2 protein-coding genes are annotated in these 17,955 nt (G+C 65.4%); both read right to left on the bottom strand.

What is annotated here, in order from left to right; all coding sequences use genetic code 11:
- Nucleotides 1-4 precede the first annotated feature (4 nt).
- Nucleotides 5-13,822, bottom strand: a complete 13,818-nt coding sequence (locus tag THIDRDRAFT_RS17380) for a hybrid non-ribosomal peptide synthetase/type I polyketide synthase (RefSeq protein ID WP_007042205.1) — start codon at nucleotides 13,820-13,822, stop codon at nucleotides 5-7.
- A gap of 218 nt (nucleotides 13,823-14,040) precedes the next feature.
- Nucleotides 14,041-17,793: an AMP-binding protein gene (locus THIDRDRAFT_RS17375; RefSeq protein WP_007042204.1), complete on the bottom strand. Its 3,753-nt coding sequence runs from the start codon at nucleotides 17,791-17,793 to the stop codon at nucleotides 14,041-14,043.
- Between the last annotated feature and the right edge of the window lie 162 nt (nucleotides 17,794-17,955).

The following is a 17,955-nucleotide window of genomic DNA, read 5'->3' as shown; positions in this document are numbered from 1 at the left end:
GTGCTCAGACCTCCATGAGCGGATCGGCCAGGTCCAGCAGGCCGAGGCTAGGGTCCATGGCCGGTTCGGTCTGTCCCAAGATTGCGAGCGGCGACAGACTCGGCGAGTCCACGAAGGCGTCGAGCAGCGATAGCAGATCCGCGAAGACCCAGTCGATGGTCTGGGCACGGAAGAGATCGGTGTCGTATTCGATGAGGAGCTCGATCGCGGGTCGATCCTCCACCATCAGACTCAGATCGTAGCGCGCGGTGCGGGTCTGGTCGGGCAGCATCCGGAGCTCCAGATCGCCGAGCCGTGTCTGCGGATCCGCATTGGTCTGCACCAGCAGGAGGATGTCGAAGACCGGGCTGTGGCCGGGCAGGGTGTCGATCGCCAGCTCCTCCAGCATGCGGTCGAACGGATAGGTCTTGTGCGCCAGCATCGCGACGGTCTCGGCGCGGCTGAGCTCGACCCAGCGCTCGATGGACAGGTCGGCGGAGCCGCTCAGGACATGTGGAAGGAGGTTGAGATAGAAACCGAGTTGATCCTCGGTTTCCAGCGCGTCCCGGCCGGCATCCGCCGTGCCGATGACGGTTGCGCCTCCGCTCTCGCCGCGTAGCTCCAGCACTATGTGCAGTGTGGCCGCGAAGACCGAGAACAGCGTCAGGCCCGATTGTGCTGCTGCGGTACGCAAGGCGCGGCTGCGCTCCTCGTCCAATCGTCTAAGGGCCATGGCGCCACGGCCCGCACGGGTCTTGGTGCGTGCCGAATCCGTGGGCAGCGTGGTCTGGAGCGGGGCGTCGCTGGCCAGACGCGCACGCCAATGTGCCAATGCCGCCTCGGCCTCGGGGTTCGCGCAAGCCGTCTGCTGCCAGCTGGCGAAATCGCGATACTGAATCGCCAGCGGTTTGAGCTGTGGCGGCCCGCTGCCAGCGGCTCGCGCGGCATAGCAACGCGACAGGTCCGCGATCATGATGGGGACCGACCAGCCGTCCGAGATGATGTGATGGAGGTTGAGCACCATCAGCCAGCGCTCCGGTCCCAATGCGGTCAGGCGGACCCGGAACAGCGGGCCTTGGGAGAGTGTGAAGGCATGAGCGAATTCGGCGTCCAGTGCGCGATCGATGATGGCTTGCTCGTCGGCAGCGTCCGCGTTGCGGATCAGGTCGAGTGCGACGGTTCGCCCCGGCGGATCGATTCGCTGACGGGCCTCGCCGTCCAGGATGAGAAACCGGGTACGCAGGATCTCGTGCCGATCCACGAGATCGGCAAAGGCGGCGGCGAGTGCGTCTGGATCCAATGCGCCCGAGACGATGAAACCGCCGACCATGTTGTAGGACGCGCTGTCCGGGTGCGCGGTCTGGATCGCGAATAGACGCCGTTGTGCGGACGACAGCGGATAGCTGTCCGCGTCCGGGATGCGCGCGATGCCGGTTGTCGCCGTGTTCCGACCGTCCTGTCCCAGGACGGCGAGGGCGGCGATCGTCTGTGCGGTGAAGAAATCGCGCAGCGTCAGCTGGAGGCCCAAGCGTTTTCGCAACCGCAGGACCGCCTGGTTCGCCATGAGGCTGTGCCCGCCCAAGGCGAAGAAGCTGGCGCTGCGCGACATCTCGGTGCGGCCCAGGAGTTCGCAGAGTATGACGGCGATCTCGGTTTCGAGCCCCGGGCTGGGGGCGTCGTCCTCGCTCGCCGCGCCGATTTGGCGCTCGCACATGCCCGCAAGCGCACGCAGATCCGCCTTGCCGTTCAGCGTCAAGGGGATGTGGTCCACGCGATAGAGATGCTTGGGGATCATGTAGGCGGGGAGGACCTTGGCCAGATAGGCGTTCAAGCGGTCCGCATCCGGCTCCGCGTCGGCGATGATCCAGGCAGCCAGCGCCGTCTCCTCTCCTGCGCTCTGACGCGTCCCGACAACGGTCTTGCGCATGCCCGGAAATCCGCTCAGTGCCGTTTCGATCTCGCCCAGTTCGATACGAAAGCCCCGGACCTTCACCTGGCTGTCGGCGCGGCCCAGATAGGTCAGCTCGCCCGCGAGGTCATAGCGACCCAGATCGCCGGAGCGGTAGAGACGAGACCCGGGCCGATAGGGATCTTCGACGAAACGTGCAGCCGTCAGCTCAGGGTGACCGAGATAGCCGCGCGCGACACCGGATCCGCTGACCAGGATTTCGCCCTGCACGGTGGCCGGAACGGGCCGCAGCTCGGCATCGCGGATCGTGACCCCATAGCTGGGCAGGGGCCGTCCGATCAGGCTGTCGGTGCGATCGAGATCCGTTTTGGCAAGGCGCCGGAATGTCGTATGGACGGTCGTCTCCGTGATCCCGAACAGGTTGATCAACGCACAGTCCGGATAGCGGTCGGACCAGGCGCGGAGCAGCGTCGGCGTGAGTGCCTCGCCGCCGAGCCAGAGCGAACGCACGGCCAGGTCGGCCTGCGCCTCGTTCATCTCCTGATCCGACAAGACGTTGAAGGCCGAGGGGGTGAGGCTCAGTACCGTCACCTCCTGCTGCTTCAGCTGGGCGCGCAGCAGGGCGAAATCGTCGCGCGCCGCCTCCGGGATCACGACGATCCGGCCCCCGGTCAGGAGTGCGCCCCAGATTTCCCAGATCGAGAAGTCGAAGGCGGGTGAGTGAAACCAGCTCCAGCGATCGCCGGGCGCGACGGGAAAGAGATCCTCTTGTCCGAGCATCAGTGCCAGTACATTTCGGTGTTCGACCATGACGCCCTTGGGGCGTCCGGACGATCCCGAGGTGAAGATGACGTAGGCCCCATCCGTCGCACGTACCTCGGGCCATTCAGGCTCGGCCCCGGAGCGGTCTTCCGCGAGTCGGGTCATATCGACGCGGGGTAGGTCCAGCGGTAGCAGGTCCCGACCCATGGCGCCTTTGACGATGACCGAGACGGCCCCCGCATCCTGGAGGATGCGTGCCGTCCGTTCCGGGGCCGCGCTCAGATCCATGGGCACGAAGGCGGCTCCAGCACAGAGCACCGCGAGCATCGCCACCACCGTATCGCGATCGCGCGGCAGCATCAGGGCCACGCGGTCACCGCGCAGCACGCCGCGCGCGATCAGCGCTTGCGCCAGGGCGCGCGCCTGGAGTTCCAGATCGGCATAGGTGAGGGTGCCGGTCGCATCGGATACGGCAATCATGTCCGGCATGCGGCGCGCACGATCCGAGACCGCGTCGGGCAGGTTGGCATAGGGCCAGGTTGCTTGTGTCCGGCGCGGTCCGCCGTCGGCGATGAGCTGATCGATCTCGGTCCCCGTCGCCAGCGGCAGACTCAGAAAGTGACGATCGCCATGCGCGCACAGGGCCGCGAGCAGACGGCACAGCAGCCGGCCCCAATGGTCGACGGTCTCGGCGTCGAACATCTCGCTGTTGAAGACCAGCATCAGGTCGAGTCTGCCATCCCCCGCATGATTCGCCGCCAGGGTCAGGTCGTATTTGCCCCAGCCGATGGCCGGGGCCATTCCCCGACCCGCAACGGGCTCGGCACTACGCACATAGAGGACATCGAACAGCGCCGTGCGACTCATGTCGTTGTCCGGTTTCAGATCCAGAACGACCTGATCGAAATCGGTCTGCGCATGGGCGAGCGTCTCGGTCGAGTGGCGCGCGACCTCGGCAATCGCCTCGGTCGTGTCTGAGAGCCTGGTCAGGTCGATGCGTAGCGTGACCAGGTTGGCCTGTCCGCGCGGGTATCCGGATCGGCGCGGCACGGTCTGTCCGAGCACGATCTCCTCTTGACCGCTGAGTCGGCTCAGCAGGCCGACGAATCCGGTCAGAATCAGGTCGTCGAGCACGACATGCGAGTCGGCTGCAAGCCGCTCGATCGCGGCGAACTCGGCAGCGGTCAGCGAAACCTGGCTGAGGCCCGAGCCGAAGACATGAACGGCGGCGCGCGGCCGGTCGACCGGCAGCAGCAGCCGAGGCGGATTGGGACCGAGATAGCGCTGCCAGAAATCCCGCTCAAGCTGCAAGACACTGGCGTCCGGTACCGGACTCTGACCGGGCGCGGCTTGCTTGGGGATCTCGGTGCCGACCCTCAGCCAATCCGCGATTCCGGCGAGCGATGCCTCGTCCACGATGATGTGATGTCCGACGAGCAACAGCGCGCGCCGCGCAGGCGCGTGCTCCACGACCGCCATCCGCAACAGTGGTCCGGTCTGCAGGTCGAAGGGTGTGAGGATGAAGCGGCGGACCTGTGCGTCGATCTCATCGCCGCAGATCGCCGTGCAGGATGGCACCTGGATGCTCGCCGCACTGATTCGAGGGTTGCCGTCGAGGGTCCTGAAGGTCGCCCGAAAATCGGGTGTGTCGGCGAGCAGCTGCTCGAAGCGTTGCTGTAGCAGCGCCGGGTCTGCGTTTGCGTCCAGCGCGAAGGTGGCGGCCATGTTGTAGTAGGTCGGCGCCGTCGCGTAGAGCTGGCCGTTCTCGAACTGATCCACGAACCAGAGCCGTTTCTGCAGCGCGGACGGCTCGCGGAGCTGGTCCGTCCGTGACCAGGACGCGATCGGCGCCTCGGGATCGTGGCACAGGGCCTGAAGCATGCGCTCGATCTCGTCGAGGATCCCCGTGATGGTGTGCGGTTGGAAGATGGCTGTCGCATAGGTGAGGTCCAGACTCACTCCGTCGCCTGTTTCCACGACATAGAAGGACAGATCGAACTGCGAGGTCGGCAACGGCGGTTCGGCGAATGCGAACCCCAGTTCGGCACCAAGCTGGCTGAGACCGCTGCGGTCGTCGTGCGTGACGCAGATCTCGAACAGTGGGTTGGCCGCTGGATCCGGGGTGAGTTGGAGTGCCGTGCAGATATCCTGCAGGCTGCAACCGGAATGCTCGGTCGCGTCCATCAGGGCCGAGCGTACCGCCGCGATCAGATCCACTGCACGCCAGTCCTCGTGCAGGACCAGATGCAGCGGCAGCGTATTGGCGAAAAAGCCGATGGGCCGATCGAGGCCGGGCAGGTCGCGGCCTGCGACGACACAGCCGAACACCAGATTCCCGCTGCCGTTGCGCCGGGCGACGAGCTGGGCGATGGCGGCCACGACGAGCTGATAGACGCTGGTGCGCAGCCGCTTGGCCAGGCCGCGCATGCGCTGTTGCAGTGCGGGCGCCAACGTCAGCCTGGTCTGCTGGCCGGCGAAGGATTTGGTCGGCGGTCTCGGGGCGTCTCCTGCGAGTGCCGTCAATCGGGGTGCGTGGCGCAGGCTGGTGCGCCAGTGCTCCAGATCTCGCTCCCTGTGCTCGGTCCCGAGCGCGCGTGCGAGCGCATAGTCGGAGTAGTCGATTGCGAGCGGCATCAAGCCCGGATCCTGTCCGGCAAGGATCTGCTGGTAGGCGCCCAAGAGATCGCGTGCCAGGATCTCCATCGACCAGGCGTCTGCGATCAGATGGTGGACGACCAGGACCAGTGTGCAGCCGTCGCCTGGGAACGCCAGACCGGCGCGCCACAGTGGGCTTTCAGCCAGATCGAACGGCTCCTGCACGAAGGGCGCGATCCATTCGGCCGTTGACGCATCGAGCGTACGCAGCGAGATGTCTGGCTCTGACGCGATGGACTGCACGATGGACTCACCGTCCATGCACAGCCGGGTCCGCAGGCTGGTATGACGTGCGCCGACTCGGCGCAGCGCGCCACCGAGCGTCTGTGCGTCGAGTGGATAGTCGAAGTCCAACCGCAGGCAGAGGTTATAGGCGGGGCCGGCCTCGCTCATCTGCTCCAGGAGACAGAGCTGTTGCTGCTGGCGCGTGGCCGGGACCTGCGCCGGGATCGGACGCACGGGGTCGATGCCTCCGTCCGCGGTTGCGGCGGTCTCGATCTGTCGCGCCATGTCTTCCAGAAGTGGGGCGCCGAAGATCTGAGCGAGGCTCAGCTCGACCCCAAAGGTCTCGCGGATCCGCGCCAGCAACCTAACCGCGTGGAGACTGCCGCCGCCAAGGTCGAAGAAGTCGCTCGATCCCAGATCGGTGCCCGTATCCAGGATCTCGCGCCAGAGATCGGCCAGTGTCTGTTCGGTCGCGGTCGAGGGGTGCGCGGGCTTCTCGGCTCGGGGCGCCTTTCTTTGCACGGGCGTTGCGGGCGGGGCAGGCCATGCGCGATCCGCGAGGATCTGGGCGACGGCCGCTCGGTCTGCGCAGCTACGCTCGGCGATTTCGAGGAAGGTGGCGAGCCAGGACTGGGCGCTGTCTTCCGAAAAGCGATCGCTGTTCCAGTCGAAATCCAAGATGACCTGATCGTCGAGCAGCAGGATGTTGGCGAATAGATCCGCGCGTGCCCCGACGATCGGCACGGAGTGCAGCGCCACCTGACGCGAGGCACCCCCAAAGCGAATCGGGCCGTCGATGTTGAAGAGGACATGCCGCTCGGGCATGGCATCGGCCGGCGGATGGGCGCCTGGCTCCAAGAGCCTGTGGTGCAGGGTGCGGCGCAGTTCGGCCAGGGTCATTGCGTCCGCGATATCCAGGGTCACCGGCCGGATGAAGGAGACATTGCCGACCAGTCCCGTGAGGCCGGACAGGGCCTGTCCGGCGACCGGCAGACCAATGGTCACGCGCTCCTCGCCCGTCAGTCCACGGATCAGCAGTGCGAAGGCGGCCAGCATGCCGACCAATGGGGTTTGGCCGCCAGAGCGCGCCGTCTCGGACACCCGAGCGAAGAGCGTCCCGATATCCGTGCGGGTGATGCGCCCGCCGGCGGCCGTCATGGACGCCGGCTCGACATCGCAGGGTAGGTGCATCGGGCGCGCCTGCATGGATGCCCGTGTGAATTCGGCCTGGGCCTCCCAGCCCAGATAGGCGTTCCAGCGATCGGCCTCGGGCAGAGGCGTGTCATCGATCAACTGGAACAGCTCGCGCAGCAGGAGTGCGACGGACCAGCCGTCGAAGCCCAGATGGCTGCTTCGAACGGCCAGTGCCTGCTCTCCGGCCGCCGTTTCGAGCAGCACCGGTTCGATGGGCGCGCGATCCAGCCGGAAGGGTTTCGCGAGTGCGCTCTGCGCCCATCGATCGAGCCCTATCCGAAACTCGGGCTTCTCGGGGAGCTGCGTCCGCTCCAGTGCTGGCGCCATTCCATCGGCGACGCAGCGCGTGCCATCGGCCGCCAGACAGGCCCGCAGTGCGGCATGACGCCGACAGAGTGCGGACCAGGCTGTCGTCAAGCGGTCCGGATCGAGCCTGTCGACGCTGAGACGCAAGATCACCAGATCGGTCCAGGTTCCTGGGTGGGCGGTTCCAGCATGGCGACGCATCGTCGTTTCGCTGATTGCGGGCTGGAGCCGGCTTGGCCGCGCCGACTCGGTTTGGTCCTGGCGCTGGCTCTGGCCGAGCCAGCCGGCGGCCTGGAGCGCGGCGATCCCGCGCCGTGTCGCCTCGACGATCTTGGCGATGTCGTCGTCGCTGTGCGCGGTCGACAGAAAGCAGTTGCGCTGCTCCCAGACGAAGATGCCGCCGTTCAGCAGATGGCTGTTGAGGATCTCCATGCCGGGTCCGAACGCGAAGCGGAACAGTGATCCGAACCGCTCCATGCGCACCGGCATGGCAGCGGTCTCGAAGAGCGCATCGAGCGTTGCGCACAGGTTTTCGGTGCGTCTGGCCAGATCCTGTTGCAGTGCACCTCCATCGGCGATCAACCGGTCCAGCACGGCGCGCGCCGCAGCGAGTCCGAGCGGATGCGCATTGAAGGTGCCGGCGACGAATGCGGTGCGGGTGCCCGGACCGCTGTCATCGCCATAGGCCCAGTCTCCGCCATCGATCGCGTCCATCAGCCTGGCATCGCCAGCGAGCACGCCGATCGGTTGACCGCAGCCCAGCACCTTGCCATAGGTGACGAGGTCGGCCTTGATCCCGAGCATGGACTGCATGCCGCCCGGCGCGAAGCGGAAGCCGGAGATGATCTCGTCGAACAGCAGCGGGATGTCGCGTTCCTGGGTGAGCGCCCGCAGTGCCTGCAGAAACTCGATCGGCCGGTTTTCGGGATTGCGGCTCTGCACCGGCTCCACCAGGACCAGCGCGATCTCCGAGGCATGGCGGCGAATGAGGTCGAGGCCGGACATGTCCCCGTAGTCGAGAACGATGACCGGATCCACCATGCCCTGGGGCGTGCCATCGGTGAGCGGAGCCGATTGGGGGCTGCCGTCTTCGTCGATCCAGCCGGTCGCCAGGACGCCGTCGAAGCTGCCGTGATAGTCCCCTTTGAAGACGACGATGCGATCCCGTCTGGTCAGGGCGCGCGCAATGCGCACGGCACACATGATGGCCTCGGTGCCGGTCGCGAAGAAGGCGCAGCGATCCACGCCCGTGAGCTGGTGGATACGCTCGGCCACCTCCGCTGCCAGTGGCGAGGTCGGCCCCAACGGCGCGCCCCGGTCGAGTTCTTCTCTCAGGGCGTGGGCGACGAAGTCCGGATTGTGGCCGAAGAGATAGACCCCGAATCCCATCGTCACATCGACGTAGGCGTTGCCGTCGAGATCCCAGACCTGTGAACCCTGGGCGCGCGAGGCCATGAGCGGGTAGGTCAGCTCCTTGTACTCGGGCGCGAATCCGAACACCGCTCGACTGTTGGCGACCCGCTTGCGGGCACGCTCGGCCCCGGCCTTGGAGCCGGCGGACTTGGTATTCCAGCTCCGGGTCAAACGCGCTACATGCGTGCGTTGACCTGGATCGAGTCCGACACCGGAACGGCTCGGCTGGCGGAACAGTCCCTTGATCTCTCCTGTATTCGGTTTGCGGGCGTGCGGCCGAGCCGGTGTCTGAACCAGTGTCTGAACAGGCGACGTTTTAGCCGGACCGGCCGATTCGCTCGGAGCGCTTGCGGGTGCGCCCAGCAGGGTCAGCTGCCGCTCCATGACCTGTTGCAGGGTGCGCAGCTGCTCCTGCATCAAGGCGACGACCTCCGGGCTGGGGTGCGCTGAATCCGGGGCCGCTGTTGCTGTCGGGGGTGGCGCTGGCTGCGGTCGCTGCGCATCGATGTGATCGGCGAGCTTGCGCGGCGTATCGAGCGTTTGGAACAGTGCCTTCAGCTCGATCTGGAGACCGCAGGATTTCGCCAGCGAGCGCTGAATCTGCACCAGGCCCAGTGAGTCCAGCCCCAAGGCGACCATGGGCCGATCGGGGTCGATTCGGTCGGTCTCGATGCCCGAGACACGGCTGGTCAGCGGCAGCACGATCGCGTCCAGGGCATGGCCACTTGGTGGCGGTGCGTCCGATGCAGCAGTCGTTGTTCGAGGAACCGATGGCGCATTGGGCGCGACCACCGCGCCAGACCAGGTGCGGCGCGGAATAGGTGTCTCGTTCAGTGGCAGGCGTGGCAGATCCTGGCCGGGCGCCCCGCGCGACCCGAAATAGCGTAGCCAATCCAGGGGGGCACCATGGGTCCATGCCTGGCCCACGGCATGGGCGAGATCCTCGAGCCGATCCCCGCCGCCAATCCAGGTGGCATCCGGCGCGCAGGCCGGACCCAGCTTGGCCAGCACAGCGCGCGGTCCGATCTCGATGCAGATGAGATCGCCCGACTCGGCGGCGGTTGCCACGGCCTGTCGAAAGCGCACCGGCGACAGCATCTGCGAGGACCAATAACCGGGTTGCGTCATCTCGCTGTCGCCGAGGAGGGCGCCGGTTGCCGTCGAATAGACTGGAATGACGCCAGCGCGCTCGGGGAGGCTCAGCCCGTTGGCGAGCTCCGCTGAGGCTTGGCTCATTTGAGGGCTGTGGAAGGCACGGGTGACGTGCAGTCTTTGTGCGGCCAGTCCCGCCTCCTCGGCCCTGGCGAGCAGGCTCTCGATCTGTTCGACCGAGCCGGCCAGGGTCAGCGAACCTGGTGCGTTGTAGCCGGAAATGACGACCTCATCGAAACCCCGCAGAAGTTCCAGCGCCCGTTCTTCATCGGCCCTGAGCGCCAGCATGGCGCCCTCCGGCGCGGCATGTTCCATCACCTGGCCACGTCGCACCGCGAGCCTCATGGCCGTTTGCAGGTCCAACTGCCCAGCGGCTAGAGCGGCCGGGATCTCGCCGATGCTGTGGCCGATGACGGCATCCGGCTGGATTCCCCAGTCCGCCCAGAGTCGCATCAGGCCATGCGCCACAGCCACCAGCGCCGGCTGGGCCAGATCGGTTCGGTTCATGCGCGCAGCGTCCGCTGCGTCCGGACCATAGAGCCAGGCGAGCAGGTCCTTGCCGTCGATGGGACCAGCCGCCTCGGATGCTGCGATCACGGCGTCGCGGAACAGGGGTTCTTGGGCGAAGAGTTCCGCTCCCATCGATGGGAATTGAGCCCCCTGGCCTGTGAAACAGAACAGCAGACGCGTCACGGTCTTGGCCTTGACGACGGGCGGATGCGAGGATCCGCGCCCAGCGTCCAGACGCGTCACGGCCATCCGATAGGGTCCGGACCAGCGCCGGGTGGCCTGTCCGGCACACAGCGATGGCCAGTGTTCGGCCGGACGTTCGGACAGAAGCGCGCTCCAGCGATCGTGGAGTTGCTGGAGCGCCTCCGGGGTATGCGCCGAGAGCGCCAAGATCGGGGTGCGGTTTGGCATGGGTGCGACCGCCTCGCTGACCTGTCCCTGTCCGATCAGGACATGCACGTTGGTGCCGCTCATGCCAAAGGAGCTGATGCCGGCAACCCTGCGCTTCGCATCGTCCCAATCCAGTGTTTGATCCAGCGGGGTCAGTGGGCTGGTCGACCAGTCATAACGGCTGCTTGGAGCCTTGCGCGGTCTATTCCTCGGCAGGCGTCCATGGGTCATGGCCAGGATCGCCTTGATGACACCGGCGATTCCGGCCGCAGCCTCCAGATGGCCGATACGGCTCTTGACCGCGCCCAGCGGCAAGGGCGCCTGTGACTCGGGCCGCAGCACCTCATGCAGCGCGGCCAGTTCGATCGGATCGCCAAGCGGGGTTCCGGTGCCGTGGGTCTCGACCCAGTCCACGTCCTTGCCGTCGAGTCCGGCCTCCCGCAGCGCCCGCCGCAGCAGGTCGCGCTGAGCCGTGCCGTTCGGAGCGGTCACACTCTGACTCTGTCCGTCATGATTGACGGCGCTGCCGAGGATCTCCGCCCAGATCTGATCCTGTGACCGGCGTGCCTCAGCGAGCCGTTTGAGCACCAGGAGCCCGGCACCTTCGCCGCGACCATAGCCGTCGGCCTCCTCGGCGAAGGTCTTGCAGCGGCCATCGGGGGCTAAGACGCCCATGCGCGACAGACCGGCATGCAGCTCGGGCGAGATGATCAGATTGGCCCCACCCGCGATCGCGAGATCGCAGGCGCCTTGGCGCAGGCTGTGTGCGGCCATGTCCAGTGCCACCAACGACGAGGAGCAGGCCGTGTCGATGGCGATGGCGGGACCTCTGAAGTCGAGCAGATGCGCCATGCGGCCCACGGCGACGCTGCCGGCATGCCCCGTCACGCTATAGGCGCCGAGCCGCTCGGCATCGTCCATCAGGCGTCTGTCCCCTGCACCGAGCCCGCTTTCGCTCAGTCCGATGAAGAGTCCGACCCGCTGGCCGCGCAGGGCCGCCGGGTCGAGACCGCTGTGCTCCAAGGCCTGCCAGAGCACCTGCAACAAGAGCCGCTGCAGTGGCTGCATACCTTCGGACTCGCCGCGCGCGATACCGAACAGGGTACCGTCGAAGCGATCGATGTCGTCCAGCAGCGCGGCTGGGGGGCAGGGGGCCTCCTCGGGCCAGGCGGAGGCAGGCCAGCGATCCTCGGGAATCGGGCGGATCGGGTTCCGGTCGCCGATCAGAAGATCCCAGAATGCCTCGGGATTCTCCGCGCCCGGAAAGCGGCAGCCGAGCCCGATGACCGCGATGCTGCAGGCCGTCGTTTCCTGAGCCGACACGACCTGGGCCGGGGCGGGGGAGATCTCTGCGTGTTGTGCGATCAGGGCGCGCGCAAATCCGCGTGGGGTCGGGTGGTCGAAGAGCACGGCGATGTTCACGCGACGATTCAGCCAGGTGCCGATCCGAGCTGTCAGCGCCAGTGCCTGCTGTGAGCTGACCCCTTGGTCCATCAAGCCCGACTCCGGCTCGATCGGTGTGCCGCTCAGATGGGATGCCAAGCGGCAGAGCAGACGTGTGACCTCCGAGATATGGCCGCCCGCGATCGCTTGACGGAACGCAGCGGCCTCTGTCTGCGTCTCGCGCACCCTGTCGGCGGTCTCGGCGCCCAGCGCGCCGGCCTCGAAGTGCTGTCCGAGTTCGTAGCGTTTCAGCTTGCCGCTGGTCGTTCGGGGCAGCTGATGCACCGGGACGACCTGATCGAGCGCGAGACCGCTCTTGGCCAAGACATGATCGGCGATCGCGGTTTGCAGTCTCTCGGCCTTCTCGGGCGTGCCGCGAAAGCGGACGAAGCACAGCGTCCGGATCTCATCGCTGTGCGGACAGCGTGCCTGCACGATGGCGACCGGATTGGCAGCCGAGAGCCCCGGGGCCTCTTGGGCGACCCGCTCCAGGTCTGCCGGGTGGTAGTTGAGACCGGCCACGATGATGACATCCTTGTGCCGGCCCACCAGGACCAGCTCCTCCTGCCACAGGAAGCCGATGTCGCCGGTGTCGAGCCAGCCATCCTCATGCAGGGCCGCTCGCGAGTGTTCTGGATCGTTGATATAGCCACGCATGAGCGAGGATCCGCGCACCTCCAGACGACCGACCGTGCCCGAGGGCAGCGGCGTTCCAGATTCATCGACGATGCGCATCGCGAAACCGTATGCCGCGCGGCCCAGCAGGCACAGATGGGCGGTATTCGGGGCATCGGGCTCGTGCTCGACGATTTCCGCGCCGATGGTGAGGTGATCGCGATCGACGGCGATTACCGCAAGCGGCTCACCCGGCGTGCGGATCGCGGTGACCAGGGTTGCCTCGGCAAGACCATAGGCGGGTGTGATCGCCGTGCGGCTCAATCCGCTTGGCGCGAGCGCATCGAGAAAGACCGCAATGGTCGCGGGGTTCAGCGGTTCGGCCCCATTGGTGATGCTGCGCAGTGCGCTCAGATCGAGCTGCGCGGCACTCTTCGGCTTGAGTAGGCTCGCCACCATTTGCAGCGCGAAATTCGGGGCCCCGGTGAGGCGGGTGCGGTGTTTGTCCATCGCCCGCAGCCAGGAAATGGGGCGTCGAGCGAAGTCGTCGGGCGCCATCAGTACCTGAGGCAGATCCACGAGCAGCGGCAGGATATGGAAGTGGAACAGCCCGAAGTCGTGCGACAAGGGCATCCAGCTTAAGAAGCTGTCGTCTGCCGTCAGCGCGAGATGACGTTGCAGCACATCGATTTGAGCCAGCACCGCGCGATGGGTCAGTTCGACACCCTTCGGGGCGGCCGTCGACCCCGACGAGAACTGAATGATGGCGATGTCGTCCGGATGAATCGGGGGCGCCACCTGGGATGTCGCCGATGGCGTCTCATCCAGCTCGGCGATGCGATCGAAGCGCTCGCCGATCAGACGGTATGCGCGATCGATCGCCTCGGTACCCTCGAATGAGGATCTGGCGTCCTCTTCGTCTGTGAGCACGATGCAGCGACCGATGACGCCCGCCGCCGCCAGCGTGCGTTGCTGCTGGGTCGGGTTGTCCAGTGGCGGCATGGGAACGGCCGTGCAGCCTGCCGCGATACAGCCCCACAGCCCGGTCACGTAGGCCAGTGGGTCGCGCATGACGAGCATCACGTAAGCGCCGGGGCCGATTCCTCCATGGTCGAGCTGTCGGGCAATCCGGTCGGCGGCCTCGCGCAGGCCGGCGGGCGACAGAACCGTTTCGCTGCCGTCACCGGCAATGCGTGTCAGGATTCCGCTACTCGCGCCGTCGGCGAGGAATGCCGAGCGCAGATCGGGGAACGAGATAGGCTTGAGCACGTGCGTCCCTCCGGAGTCTCTTGAAGCTAGATCTGGCTGGGGCGTGTGAGTCGCCGATGCCAGGTGTCAGCCTGTCTGGGCACTCGTTAAAGTGCCCAGTCTGAAAGACGATCATGGACGGTGAGCGCCACGACATTCGGTGACGGTTTGACACCGTTCTGGTCGTGAGTGGCGCAGCTGTTCCTAGTGCCCTCTGGAAGTGGGGGCATGCGTCGGAATTACGATATGGTTCCCCGAACCTCGCCAATCCAGTCATGGACATGAGGCGGGTGGAATAGGCTGAAGTGATCGGCGGCGACGACCTTGATGCGAACGTCGCCGGAGCTCAACGCCTCTATTCGTTGTCTTCTATCTGGCTCGATGGTCCCGCTCGGGTCCGCCGCGATGAACAGAATGTCGTTTCTGAGCGGACCGCCGAAGCGATAACGCATCAACTTCTTCCGTCGACCACGGAGCTGTTGCTGGTATCGCTCCAGTCCGGATGCGCCGAGGCTTTCGGTCATCTTGCGGAGAACGGTCGACCAATAGCGCTGCATCGCAAGTGATTGAAAATCATCCATGGCCGCGTTGGGATCGGCATCCGGGTCGGCGGGAAGACCATCGATCATAATGAGCTGCGGCCTGTGTCCACGGTGTTCCAATTGTCGGGCGGACTCGAACACCAGGCTGGCGCCGAACGACCATCCCAGGAGTGCCTTATAGTCGTTGCCGGTCGCGGTTGCGCAGACCAGCATCTCTCGCACCATCTCCTCCAGTGTTTCGGTTTGGTCGAAGCGGTCCGCATCCTCGAGGCCATCGACCGAGCAACTGATCCCCATGAGATCCAAGGTTTCGCGATAGATGCTGGCGCTGCCGATCGTGGCAGGGAAGCACAGGACGCTGGCGGCTGTGCCCGTATCCAGCAATGGGAAAACGCCCCCATTGTTCCCGGACACGTCCCCATCGATCCGCAGTGCCAGATCCATGAGTCTCGGGGCTTCGAAAAAGGTGTGCAATGGAACCGTCGAATGACCGCTCCGAGCGAGACGGGCGGACACCTCGATGGCCTTGAGGCTGTGACCGCCGATGACGAAGAAGTCATCCTGTCGCGAGATGCCCTCGACGCCCAAGACGTCGCACCAGATCTCCGCCAGCAGCCTTTCTGTCGGGGTGGTCGGTTTTTCGACGCCGGACCCGCCAGGCGCTGGTTTGGCCGAGGCGATCATGCTGCTCGTGTCGAGCTTCCCGTTCTCGGTCATCAAGAGCCGAGACAGGAAGTAGAACTGACAGGGGATCTGTGCATCGAGAAGACTCTCGCGCAGCCCTGACCTCAGCTGAGAGGGCGAGACCGCCCGGTCTCCGACCGCCACGAAGGCAACCAGCTGAGTTTCGCCATTGTGCTCCCGGATCGAGACTGCGGCATCTTCCACCTCGGGTAGACCGATCAGGGCCTTTCGCGTGTCCGATGGCGACACCCAATGCCCCCGGATCTTGGCCCGCTCATCCAGGCGTCCGAGCAGCCGCAAGGTGCCATCTCGGCCCATGACGGCCTGATCGCCCGTGCGAAAGGCCCGCTCGCGCCCGATTTCGATGAAGCCCGTATCGCCCTGGGCATAGCCTTCCGCCAACGCCTCGCCGAATACCGTCAATTCGCCCGCGATCCCCCGTGGCACGGGTTGGCCGAAGGGATCGAGGATCTTGATCCGGGTATTCAAGACCGGCGATCCGATGTCGGCGCTATCTATTTCCCCGATGCGCGAGATGGGAAAAGGCTTGGTCATGGTGCAGCCGATCGTGGCCTCCGTCGGGCCATAGTGAAACGCCAATTGCAGCCACGGGCAGAATGTCCCGAGTTGGGACAGCGTATTGAGATTGGGGCTTTCTCCACCGAGGATGATGAGCCTCCAGTGCGTCAGGTCTCTGAACAGGCTTGGATCCGGAGCCGACAGCATGAGGGTCAAAAAGGACGGCGTCATCTTGAGCACGCTGATCTCATGCTCCGCCATCAGTCTCAGGACCCGATTCGGGTCGACCAGATCTTCGCGGTCCGCCCAGAAGACCGATCCCCCGACCGCGAGCAGACCGAAGGCGGTCGTATAGCCCAGGTCGAACGCGGCGGAGGTCACCTGGAGTGCGCGATCCGTCTCCTTCAGCCCGAGGCGGTCGATCGCGCTGATGCAGTAATTGGTGAGCGCCCGCAGGCTCACGTCGACCCCCTTGGGCGTGCCCGTCGAGCCCGACGTGAAGATCCGATAGGCCATGCCAAGGGCCTTCGTATCGTCACGGTCGAGCGCCTCGACCGCATCCTCAAGGCCAAGCTGGATCGTTGGGCGGGCTGCCGCGAGGATGCGCGAACGTCGTTCCTCTGACCATGCCGGATTGATGGGCACGAAGCTGGCGCCGAGCATCCAGGTCGCCAGGATCTGGGCGAGAAGATCGGTCCTCGGCCGTGTCGACAGAGCGACTCGCGAGCCCGCGACGACGCCGGTCGCCGCCATGCGTGCGGCAAGGGATTCCGCGCGCGATCTGAGCTCCGAATAGGAGAGTCGGCACCAGCGGTCACTGGTTGCCAGACGCTCGCCCGGCACCTCTGCGATCAAATCCGGCAAGGCTCGATCGAGCATCCTGCTCGGACCTTCGAGAATCGAGAGCCTGGGTCCAGTGTGTGCGCTCAGTGGTCGCGAGGTGATGGGGGCCGAAGGATCGTCGAGGCAATTGGCGAGCAGCGCTTGGGCGGCTTCGAGAATATCGGACAGTTGAGCCCGCTCAATTCTGTTGGAGTCAAAACGCGCCTCAATGAATGGGGCGCGACCGAGTGTGAAGCCGATTTGAAAGTCGTAATGATCCCAGCTCTCGGCGCGGTAGTCGTCGATCAGCAGACCCGATCGGGGAAACGATAGCTGTTCGAGATCGCCCCAGGCCAACCCGGACGGACGGCCGTTCATCATGTGGTCGAGTTCCGATGCCTGCAGCCTGGCGGCGGCGAGCATATCCGCCAAGGGTGGCGATGACCAATGGGGCGCGATTGCGAGTTGCTGATGCAGCGCTTGGCAGGTCTCGGCGAAGCCTGGGTTGTCGGACAAGGAGACCTTGACGGGTACGGTGACGATGAACATGCCGATGACCCGTTCGATGTCGGGCATGTCGTGCGATCGATTGGCCAAGACCGTCGCGAAAATGGGTTCCGAGGTGCCGGTCAGTCGTCCCAGGAGCAGGCCCCATAGTGCGTGAAGGATCGCGCTTTCCGAAATCTCAAGGCGTTGTGCGAGGGCCGAGAGCTGACTGGCGGTCTGTTTCGGAATGAAGCTCTTGAGGCATTCCTTGCGACCAGCAGGCCGCGATGCATCGAGAAAGGGCAACCGGGCGATTTCACCGCACTTGAGCGTTGCTTCCCAATAGGCGCGATTGGCTGGACCCCGGTTTGCGAATAGTGCATCGGCAAAATCTCCGGGGGTCGTTCGCGGTGGTGCCGGCAAGGTCGATGCAAGGCCCGATGCGGTCTCGTAGAGCGCGATCAGATCGTCGATCAAGATCGGAGCGGACCAGGCATCCGCAATCAGATGGTGAAAGGTCACCACCATTCGCCACACCTGTGGTGCCTGTTCGATCAGCACGACGCGCAGTAGAGGGTCGCGTGCCAAATCGAAGCGTTGGGAGCGCTCGCGACAGGCAATGTCATCTCGTTCACCGGGGCTGTCGTCTTCAGTCACCAGTACATGAGGTTGGCGCGATGTCAGCACGACTTGCACGACCTTGCCGTCTTTCGTCCGGGCAAAGGCGGTTCGCAACGCGGGGTGGCGCTCGGACAAGGATGACCAGGCTTGGACGAGCAATCCGGGATCCAATGCCCCGGTTATTCGGCAGGAAAACTGCTCGTTGTAGGGCGGCGCCCCTGGGCTTGCTATCGAAAGCTCCGAATAGACGGCGAAGATCGCCTCTTGAAGCCCGGTGAGCTCGTGAACCGATGAGATGGCACTGTCCTTTTGGGCCATGATCAGGGTTTCCGCTAGAAAGAGTGATGGCGTTCCACTCGCCGATAATGGGGTCGAAATCTAGCGCTTGACGCTGTTGGAAATACGCCTGGATGGAAAGTCGGTATCCATCGGCACTGGCGCCGCCGCTAATGAGTGGAGCGCCTCGTCCGCGTAAGCATA

It is taken from the genome of Thiorhodococcus drewsii AZ1 (genome assembly GCF_000224065.1).
Classification (GTDB): domain Bacteria; phylum Pseudomonadota; class Gammaproteobacteria; order Chromatiales; family Chromatiaceae; genus Imhoffiella; species Imhoffiella drewsii.
Note: the sequence above shows the minus strand (reverse complement) of the source record. Positions and strands in the feature narration are given on the sequence as shown.